Source organism: Clostridium sp. C105KSO13 (assembly GCF_001517425.1).
GTDB lineage: Bacteria > Bacillota > Clostridia > Lachnospirales > Lachnospiraceae > Muricomes.
Genome location: NZ_FBWL01000106.1, coordinates 1 through 8,822 on the forward strand (window position 1 = coordinate 1; position 8,822 = coordinate 8,822).

The following is an 8,822-nucleotide window of genomic DNA, read 5'->3' on the forward strand; positions in this document are numbered from 1 at the left end:
TGGTCAAAAGAATTACCAGAAGAATGTAGGTTGATTCATAAGCATAAAAAATGCCTCAAGAAATGATAGGCTTAGTATAGCAGCATTGCGGCAGAATTACACGACGCCATCTTTTGAAGCACTTACAAATAATACCTCCCTGTGGTGTTCCCCTGTCTGGAATAATCGTACTGCCGTCTGGCATTCGGATTGGTGCTTTAAGTATTCGCTTTATTACATAAATAAGTTGCTTGTCCTTGATACCTAGTGCCCATAACTGCTTTATCAATTTACTATGATTTACATTATCGAAAAATCCTTTAATATCAAATTCGAGTACATAATGTAAATGCGACCTTTGTAATAATGAATAGGTTCTTGATATTGCATGTTCTACTGACCTGTTTGGTCTGAATCCGTAGCTGTTAGTACTAAATTTTGCTTCACAAATTGGCTCTAGTATCTGCTTGATACATTGCTGTATCAATCTATCCCATATACATGGAATTCCCAATGGTCTAAAACTTCCATTCGGTTTTGGTATCTCTTTTCTTCTTACAGGTTTTGGACGGTAGCCATGTTGACTACCTGTGACATAATATCTGACTCTTTCCACTACTGTATCAGGTGGTAAACACCCAATATCGTTAATCGTCAGATTATCTGTTCCAGCTGTGTAACTGCCTATGTTTGCCTTGATATTCCTGTAGGCTAACAGAATGTTATCTTTGCCCAGAATAAGTTGCATGAGGTCTGTAAAATCATCGCCCTCTTTGCTCCTTTGGTATAGGTTGTCAAACTTAGATTGCATGCCATAGTATTCTGCATGGCGCAAGCTGTCTACACTTAGGTTTTTCTTTCCTTTTGGCATAAGGCATCACCTCCTTTTCTTTTGAAAGTGACCCTTTTGGTCTTATTCGAATCCTTATGGCGATTGAATAATGCTCATTTAGACCAACGACTTGTGCCCATTCCTCTGCTTTTATTACAAAAGCTTCATTGGTTCGAACACTACTTTTCAGCACTGGTTCATCTGCTTATAATTCTTCGTCAGATTATTCCATATAGAACCCAGTACCTTTCCTTGTTCCGATAATTCTATCTGTACATATACACCCTTAGGTTCTTGCTATGAGCCTGTTAGCTTGTTTGTGCCTGTAACACAAAATGGTCGTTCGTAGGGAAAATTTCTACTAAACCACACTAACTGCGCTTTAACGCACCTGTACATTTCTATACAGTCTTCTTATAGACCCGTACATTCGCAAGTTCGTCAGAGTATCTGCCAGGATACTCATTCTAACCATAGATATTTTATAGACACTCGACCTATAGGCAACACAGTCCACCTCTGGACCGTTTTCGATAGCTTTTGGCAAGCTATTACGGTTACTCTCAGCCTTTGTCACGGGGCTTCACACAAATTCCTTTACAGAAAATGCATGCCCATCAAGTGTAAGCGTTTCAAGGCGTTACCCTATCATTCCACTTATCAAATTATCAGTTCACAAACAACATGAACTGTTGCTTGTGCGTAGACTTCTTACCGCCTACGAACAAGTCGCACTTACCCAAAAATCATCCCCCGCCTTTCCCTCGCCCTTGGTGTTGGCAATAAGAGTCGTGACCAGCTTCAAAATATCCTTTTCGCTTTTGATATAGGCAAAAGGATTGTAGTGCATGGACTTCTTGAAATTGATGGTATTGAGAATTTTGATTTTGTAGCCCTTGCGCTGCAACAGTTTTCCGCACTCCACCACGATGCTGCCCTTGGGATCTGTGACCACATAGGAGCTGTGGCACTGCATTCGATTCGGCTTGAGCCAAAACCGTGTTTTGCCGGAGCCGGAACCTCCCACAATTAGCACGTTTTTATTTCGTGCGTGTTTTGGGTTTTTGGGGCGACTGTTCATAGTTAAGCTTTCCGTCTTGGTGAGTACCACATTGTTCTGGAATACGGGATCGGCAAAAGGGCGAATATCCTCGGCGGTTCCCCAACGGGCAGAGCCATACTCAATGCCCTTGCGGTATTTCTTTGCGTTTTTGCCTTTCACATAAACCATTAGGCGAATGACAACGGCAAACAGTAATCCCACAAGAAAATCCTGCGGATGAAAGCTGGGCAATGGATTTTCAAAGGCAGCAGCAAAGCCGTCCATTAAGTTCAGCACCTTATCTGCAAAATCATACCCCGCAGCAAGCCGCCAGCCTTGTGCCGCTTTGGTCAAAAACAGGACAATGAATAGATACGGAAGATTTAGGATAAGGAGCTTTTTTGTTTTTGGTGTCATAAGCTCTGCTCCTTATCTCTGTGCTTCACCTTATCGGAAATGGTATTCTTCACAAGCTCGGTGAATTTTCTAAGTTGTGCCAATACAGAAGGTCTTTCCGCTTTCTGCATGGTTTTTGCGGTAAACTCGGTAAATGCGGAGGTAATGGCATCGGCATCCCTGCCCTTAAAGAATACAAGGTATTTAGGCGGCAATACGGTTTTGTCTTTCTTGACAGCAAAATCTACGCCATATTTCCTCGCAATCTTTTCAAAGCTTTTGATGTTCTTATCCGTCACCTCGATATTAGTCAATCCTTGATTTTGTTTAGCAAGGTCTTTGACACTTTGCTTACCGTGTGGAATGGTCGGGCTGTCACGGCTCTTTTTCTGTGCCGACAAAAACTTGTGTATGGCGGATTTTAATACCCGTCCTGTCAGCTTTGCGGTGCTGATTGCCAGCGTAACCGACCTGTTTTCTACTTCTTCCTGCATGATAAATGCCTCCTTTCGCAGTTTTTAGAGTGGCGGTGTTAAGGCGGAACCACCAAGCGATGAAGCAAATATTTAATGCTCATCATTTTTCCGCCCCTGTCCTTTCACGGTCAGAATGCCATCAAGGGTGGTGGCGGTAATCCGCAGCCGTTCCGCTACGGCAATATCGTTTTTTACACTTTCATCCACACCGCTTCCGCAAACTACAAGCACATGGGAACGCCTGAGCATATCCCTTGCCATATCAATGCCGTCCTTGTGTTCCTCCGGGATTTCATCGTCGAGATAAAGGGGGAGAAACAAAAGAGGACACATGGGGGTAAAGCCTGCCTCATAAATTTTTCTGCAATATTTAGCAGCGGTTTCGGTGTTTTCAAACTCGTTGCTGCTCCAAGCCGCCGTGATGTATGCCATTGGTCTTTTCATAATAAAAAACTCCTTTCTGTTTTTGGGTATGAAAAAAGCGCTTCACCGTCCTGCTTATGCAGGTGCGAAACGCCGCTGTTTAGGAGTGGTTATTTCCCTCCGTATAAATCGTGATTGACAAGAGAGGTGTAATAATTGTCTATTGTGGATGGTGCGTTGAACAAAGTAGCAAGCAGATACCGCTTAATATTGCGGATGTAGGTAGTGGTTTTATCAAGACATTCAAATACATAGGAAATGTGCATACTGTTTATCCGCAGGAGCTTTTCTTTTACAAGCTGTGCCGGATATTCGTCACCTGATATGTTGATAGTCGGCTTGCTTGAGCAAAGAGTTTCAACCATGATGTCCACTATTTCGTTCAGCCGTTCACGGTTATGGTCATGCTTGATGTACTCATATTCGAGATTTTCCAAAACCATCTCTTTTACTTCTTCTATGCTGTCGCATCCAATCTCATCATATCTCATCTTCCTTTGCGGTTTTGTGCTTGATGAATACGGATTTGATGGATAAGGATTTGATATCTCCATGTTTAATAAATCAGTATTTATTGAATTAGTCTTTGATATATAAGTATTTAATTGGTCGGGATTTTCCAAGATAGGTTTTGCCTGCTCTGGTTTTTCCAAGCTTGGGTTTCCCAAAACTGGATTACCCAAGACTGGATTTTTCCGTTTAGGTGATGCCTCCTCCCTCGGTTGCTCTAAAATCGTGTATTCAGTAGTGGTAAGCTGTCCTTTTTCGTTGCGGATACGGCGACGCAGAACGTAGCCATTATCCTCCAGCTCCTTTACTGCCGCACAAATGCTGTCAACGCCGTCTTTGCAGATGGAGGCAAGCCCCTTTGTTGTATAATCCCAGCTTTCCGGCAGGGATAGCATGAGGGACAGCAAGCCTTTTGCTTTTAGAGATAATGCTGTATTTCGCAAATGATGATTTGCCATAACGGTATAATCCCTCGTTTTCTCTACCCGAAAAACTGCCATGCAGATCGCCTCCTTTCCTTAGCGCTCCTGTTGTTGCTGCCGCTTTTTATACCATCCCTCTAAAAGTTTGAGAATCGTTTCCTCCATTTTTTGCGGTGTGTAGGACTTGGGGAAGTATTTACGGAGCTTATCGCCAGTCAGCGTTACTTTATCCAACTCACCTTTCTTTTCCTCTGACATAATGGCAGTCATCACATCAAGGGAGAGCTTCCCCTCCTGCGAATACTTTTTCAACCGCTGTGCCTGTGAAAGAGAGGGAGTAGCCTGTTCACTGTCCATTGCATCCAGTAATTGAGTCTGTTCATCAGACTTTAGATAGGATAGTTCCACAGCAGGGTTAAAGGCAATTTTCTTTTCGTCTACCATATCAAGCAAGGCAGGGATTAACTCAGTAAGGCGAATATAGCGGAAAATTTGATTTTTACTTTCTCCCATCTGTTCCGCTAAAATGTCACTTGATTTTTTTCCCGATAAATTATTCCCAACTTGGGAACCATTTTCTTTTGATGGTCTGCCTGCCTGTCTTTTCATAGAATTCAGCTTTAATTTGTAAGCAAAAGCACGTTCACTGGGTAACAGACTTTCTCTCTGAATATTGCTGTCAACCATAATAATTGTGGCAGCATCATCGTCAAGATTGCGGACGATAACAGGCATTGTAGTAAGTTCTGCAAGTTCACAGGCTCTTTTGCGGCGGTGTCCGGCAATAAGTTCATAACCACCCTCATCACGGGGACGGGCGATTGCAGGAACAAGCACACCATACTCTTTTACACTTTCAACAGTATCATACATTGCTTCGTTATCAATGACCCTAAAGGGGTGGTCTTTGAACGTGTAAAGTTCTGATAACGGGATTTCTTGAACCTTTTCACGGTTCTCGTCAATACGGCTTTCTTCGGTAGTGAACAGGTCATCTACTGAGGTCAGATTTATGTTTTTGGCGAAGCTTTTCAATTTTCAACACCTCCTTCGTCAAATTTTTGTACGCCTCGGCAACCTTGCCTTTGGGGTCATGAGCGAAAATACTTTTGCCCTCTGCGCTAATTTCTGCGGCTCGTACAGAATGTGGTATGTCCGTACTAAATACCTTGATTTTATCGCCGTAAGTGTCACGGAGCAGGGTACTGATGTCCTTTGCATAATTTGTGCGGTTATCTACCATTGTCAGCAGGATACCGTCAATTTTTAGTTTTGGGTTAATCTGCTTTCGTACTTTACCTACAGTTTGTAAAAGCTGTTCCAACCCCTTTGCTGGGAGATACTGAGCCTGTACGGGAATTAAAACGCTGTCTGCGGCAGCAAGAGCATTGATGGTCAGCATGCCTAAGCTGGGCATACAATCCAAAATGATATATTGGTATTCTTTCTTTACCGTTTCAAGATACTGCTTCAGAACCATTTCACGGCTCATGGCATTAACCAAGGAAACCTCAATACCTGACAGCTCAATATTGGCAGGCATAAGGTCAACGCCCTCCTTGTGGTGTAAAATTCCCTCCGCAGGGACTATTGGAGTATCCGTTATGACCTTTCCCAACATGGAAGCAAGGGTAGTAGGTAGCTTATCCGGCTGCGGATAGCCCAGACTGATGGATAACGAACCTTGCGGATCGCTGTCAACCAGCAGTACCTTTTTGCCCTCCTGTGCTAAACCTATGCCTAAATTGGCACAAGTCGTTGTTTTGCCTACGCCGCCTTTTTGGTTGGCGATGGCTATGATATTTGCGTTCAATTTTGTTCCTCCTTTCGATATTTGGTACAAAAAAGGAGCTAGCTCAATGAACTAACTCCCTGGGGACATGTGCATTATTAAATTCTATATATAAAAAAGTTGCCTACTCAATGAATGAGCAGCTACCATAATATATCTTTAAGTTTTTTTCCTAGCCTTCTTTAAATACCAGTTTATTTACTTCATTTTTTGATGGGGATCTGCTATCTAATCTTTTGTTGGCATATATCATACTTTAATTGTACTAGATAGATAAAATTTTAATTGATAAAAATAAAGATAAGAGTTATAATATATTTACGATATTCGTAATATACGATATTCGTAAATATATTAAAGGAGGCTTTCACTTTGGATGAAAACACTATAATCCATAAGATTTTGGATATTTTTGCATATAAAAATGAATATCAGCTTAGAACCTCAAATATTCAACCTCAGGATATGTATGTTTTGGAAAGAATATATTTCAACAAAAAAATGGCAATTAAAGACCTTTCAAAGCAATACAGCATTCCACCGTCTACTCTTACAGGGATAATCGACAGGCTGGAAAAGAAAAAGCTGATTGAAAGGTTGAGGACAAATATTGACCGAAGATCAATTGAACTTGTTGCTACACCAGAAGGAAAAACAGCCGTAGAAAAACATATGAAAGAGGATAAGCTGTTTTCAAATAATTTTTTCAATACCTTGGAACAGGAAAAAAAAGAGAAGCTTAAAGAGCTTCTTGAGGAATTATTAAATAACGTAAAAAAAGACTCCCTGTTTTCCCTTGACAACGAATAATAATATGGAGGTGCTATTTTGTCATTACTTGAATTTCAAAACGTGTCTTTTTACAATGACGATAAAACCATTCTTAAAAACTTATCGTTAAGTATTGATAAAGGCGATTTTATTTCAATTGTCGGCCCATCGGGCAGCGGTAAAAGCACGTTCCTTAAACTTTGCAGCCATTTAATAAGCCCTACCAGCGGGAATATAATTTTCAAAGATAAAAATTTCACGGATTACAGCCCCACGGAATTAAGAAAAAGTATAGCGTACTGTTTTCAGACGCCTTATCTTTTCGGCGACACAGTGATGGAAAACATCAATTTCCCCTTTTCCATAAGAAGCCTTAAGCCCGATCAAAAAAGGGTGAATGATTTATTTTCTATGTTTCATATGGCAACAGATTATTTAAACAGGGACGTAAGAAATCTTTCAGGGGGCGAAAAGCAAAGGATAGCGCTGATTAGAAGCTTGCTTTTTATGCCTGAAATCCTGCTTTTAGATGAAATCACCTCTGCTCTTGACGTGGACAATGCAATAATCGTTGAGAATGTTATAGCATCGCTGAATAATGAAGGTACTACTGTTTTATGGATAACGCATAACCCTGAACAAAGCAGGAAATATGCAAATAAGGTACTGGTTATTGAAACCGGTGAAATCAAATCGTGGGAGGTATTAAAATGAACGGCATGAATAATATCAGTATTGCGTCGTTACTTATCTCATCTTCTCTCGTACTGGTAACTCTTTTTTTCTCCTACTGGCAAAAGCTTAAACTTGAAAAGGAAGTGATCATTGGTGTTGTCAGAGCTGTAGTTCAGCTTGTTCTTGTAGGATATATTCTGGAATATGTTTTTGGATATAAAAATCCTGTTTTCACAACACTTTTGCTCCTTTTCATGATCTTCAACGCCGCATATAATGCTGCAAAAAGAGGTAAAGCTATCAAAAAAGGACTTATTATATCTTTCTTATCCATAACAGTTGGGACAATCGTGACTTTGGCAATCCTTGTTTTATCAAAGACAATACAATATGAGCCGTACCAGATTATCCCTGTCAGCGGTATGATTGTCGGTAATGCCATGGTTGCGTTGGGATTATGTTATAAGCAGATAGCGTCCGATTTTAAAATTAAACGGGAGGAAGTAGAAACAAAACTCTCTTTGGGAGCGGATATACTGCCTTCCTCAATCGAAATCATACGTGACTCCATAAAAACGGGTATGCTGCCAACAATTGACTCTGCAAAAACATTAGGTATCGTATCGCTTCCTGGTATGATGACAGGATTGATCCTTGCAGGTTCATCTCCCATGGAAGCTATAAAGTATCAGATAATGGTTACATTTATGCTGCTTTCAACAACTTCCATATCTTCTTTTATTGCCTGTTACCTGTCTTACAGGAGCTTTTTTAACAGCAGAAAGCAGTTAATCTTATGAAATAACCGGTTCGGTATAACCACTTATAAAAATAATTGAATGGATCGCATTAGCATGAACAATCTTATTAAAGCAGTAATATTAGGTATTGTAGAGGGGCTTACGGAGTTTTTGCCCGTATCTTCAACAGGCCATTTGATTGTAGTCAATGAATTTGTTGATTTTACGGGCAGCTTTGCAAAAACATTTGATATTGTTATCCAGCTTGGGGCTATCCTATCCGTTATTGTCTACTTCTGGCATAAACTGTTTCCCTTCGGATGGACCTATGTCAATACCTTGGACACAAAAAGTTGAACTTTTTCTCTCTGTATAAAATTAATACGTAGAGAAAGATTTTAAGCTACAAGAACCTCATCTTCAACCTGCTGTGGGGTTTTATAATCCAGTGCGCTATGTCTCCTTCTGCGGTTATACCAAGACTCAATATATTCAAAGAGAGCTGCTTCAGCCTCTTCAAATGTATGATATGTATTTAGATATACTTCTTCCTTCTTCAATACTGAATGGAAGGACTCTATACAAGCGTTATCATAGGGATTTCCTTTTCTACTAAAGGAATGTTTCATATTTATAATCCGCCTTTCTGCGAAAGGCACCCATGGGGTTATGAAACCCATGATCCACTTTTCGCTTTCTAATCTCTTTTCTTTTTGATATAGTTTCTTTATAAGACTGACACACTACAGAACACGTGGAGGTGA

The 8,822-nt window shown here is 40.6% G+C and carries 8 protein-coding genes and 4 pseudogenes; 4 read left to right on the plus strand and 8 right to left on the minus strand.

From position 1 onward, the window contains the following. Positions 1-127 precede the first annotated feature (127 nt). The 7 genes and pseudogenes from BN3456_RS00795 to BN3456_RS00825 form a co-directional block, all read right to left on the minus strand. Positions 128-850, minus strand: a pseudogene (locus tag BN3456_RS00795) (reverse transcriptase domain-containing protein); the annotation flags it as partial. A gap of 697 nt (positions 851-1,547) precedes the next feature. Continuing rightward, a pseudogene (locus BN3456_RS00800) lies at positions 1,548-2,270 on the minus strand (type IV secretory system conjugative DNA transfer family protein); the annotation flags it as partial. Next, positions 2,267-2,743, minus strand: a complete 477-nt coding sequence (locus BN3456_RS00805) for a PcfB family protein (RefSeq protein WP_089982074.1) — start codon at positions 2,741-2,743, stop codon at positions 2,267-2,269. The gene BN3456_RS00805 and the pseudogene BN3456_RS00800, both read right to left, overlap by 4 nt. Positions 2,744-2,815: 72 nt before the next feature. After that, on the minus strand, positions 2,816-3,169 hold the full coding sequence (locus tag BN3456_RS00810) for a DUF7768 domain-containing protein (RefSeq protein WP_089982076.1): 354 nt from the start codon (positions 3,167-3,169) through the stop codon (positions 2,816-2,818). Between the two features lie 89 nt (positions 3,170-3,258). Beyond that, a complete protein-coding gene (locus tag BN3456_RS00815) occupies positions 3,259-4,158 on the minus strand; it encodes a DUF6017 domain-containing protein (protein WP_089982077.1) in 900 nt (299 codons plus the stop codon). 18 nt (positions 4,159-4,176) lie between these two features. Then, complete coding sequence (locus BN3456_RS00820) at positions 4,177-5,115, minus strand: ParB/RepB/Spo0J family partition protein (RefSeq protein ID WP_089982079.1); 939 nt, start codon at positions 5,113-5,115, stop codon at positions 4,177-4,179. Further along, positions 5,072-5,893, minus strand: coding sequence for a ParA family protein (locus BN3456_RS00825; RefSeq protein WP_089982080.1), 822 nt, complete (start codon positions 5,891-5,893; stop codon positions 5,072-5,074). The genes BN3456_RS00820 and BN3456_RS00825 overlap by 44 nt, the downstream gene beginning before the upstream one ends. Before the next feature lie 351 nt (positions 5,894-6,244). On the opposite strand from BN3456_RS00825, the gene BN3456_RS00830 reads away from it, so the two are divergent. From BN3456_RS00830 to BN3456_RS00845, 4 genes and pseudogenes are all read left to right on the plus strand, one after another. After that, on the plus strand, positions 6,245-6,682 hold the full coding sequence (locus BN3456_RS00830; protein WP_089982082.1) for a MarR family winged helix-turn-helix transcriptional regulator: 438 nt from the start codon (positions 6,245-6,247) through the stop codon (positions 6,680-6,682). A gap of 18 nt (positions 6,683-6,700) precedes the next feature. Continuing rightward, positions 6,701-7,357 (plus strand): ABC transporter ATP-binding protein, encoded by a 657-nt coding sequence (locus BN3456_RS00835; protein WP_089982083.1) that lies wholly within the window; start codon positions 6,701-6,703, stop codon positions 7,355-7,357. Then, the gene (fetB, locus tag BN3456_RS00840) at positions 7,354-8,118 is read left to right on the plus strand and encodes an ABC transporter permease (protein ID WP_089982085.1); all 765 of its coding nucleotides are present in this window, start codon (positions 7,354-7,356) and stop codon (positions 8,116-8,118) included. The genes BN3456_RS00835 and fetB overlap by 4 nt, the downstream gene beginning before the upstream one ends. Positions 8,119-8,172: 54 nt before the next feature. After that, a pseudogene (locus BN3456_RS00845) lies at positions 8,173-8,373 on the plus strand (undecaprenyl-diphosphate phosphatase); the annotation flags it as partial. 83 nt (positions 8,374-8,456) lie between these two features. On the opposite strand, the pseudogene BN3456_RS00850 reads toward BN3456_RS00845, so the two are convergent. Continuing rightward, a pseudogene (locus BN3456_RS00850) lies at positions 8,457-8,687 on the minus strand (integrase core domain-containing protein); the annotation flags it as partial. Between the last annotated feature and the right edge of the window lie 135 nt (positions 8,688-8,822).

What these genes read in the sequence shown, in the direction of transcription:
- BN3456_RS00805 (WP_089982074.1), bottom strand. Translation starts at nt 2,743, where the DNA reads ATGCAGGAAGAAGTAGAAAACAGGTCGGTTACGCTGGCAATCAGCACC.
- BN3456_RS00810 (WP_089982076.1), bottom strand. Translation starts at nt 3,169, where the DNA reads ATGAAAAGACCAATGGCATACATCACGGCGGCTTGGAGCAGCAACGAG.
- BN3456_RS00815 (WP_089982077.1), bottom strand. Translation starts at nt 4,158, where the DNA reads ATGGCAGTTTTTCGGGTAGAGAAAACGAGGGATTATACCGTTATGGCA.
- fetB (WP_089982085.1), top strand. Translation starts at nt 7,354, where the DNA reads ATGAACGGCATGAATAATATCAGTATTGCGTCGTTACTTATCTCATCT.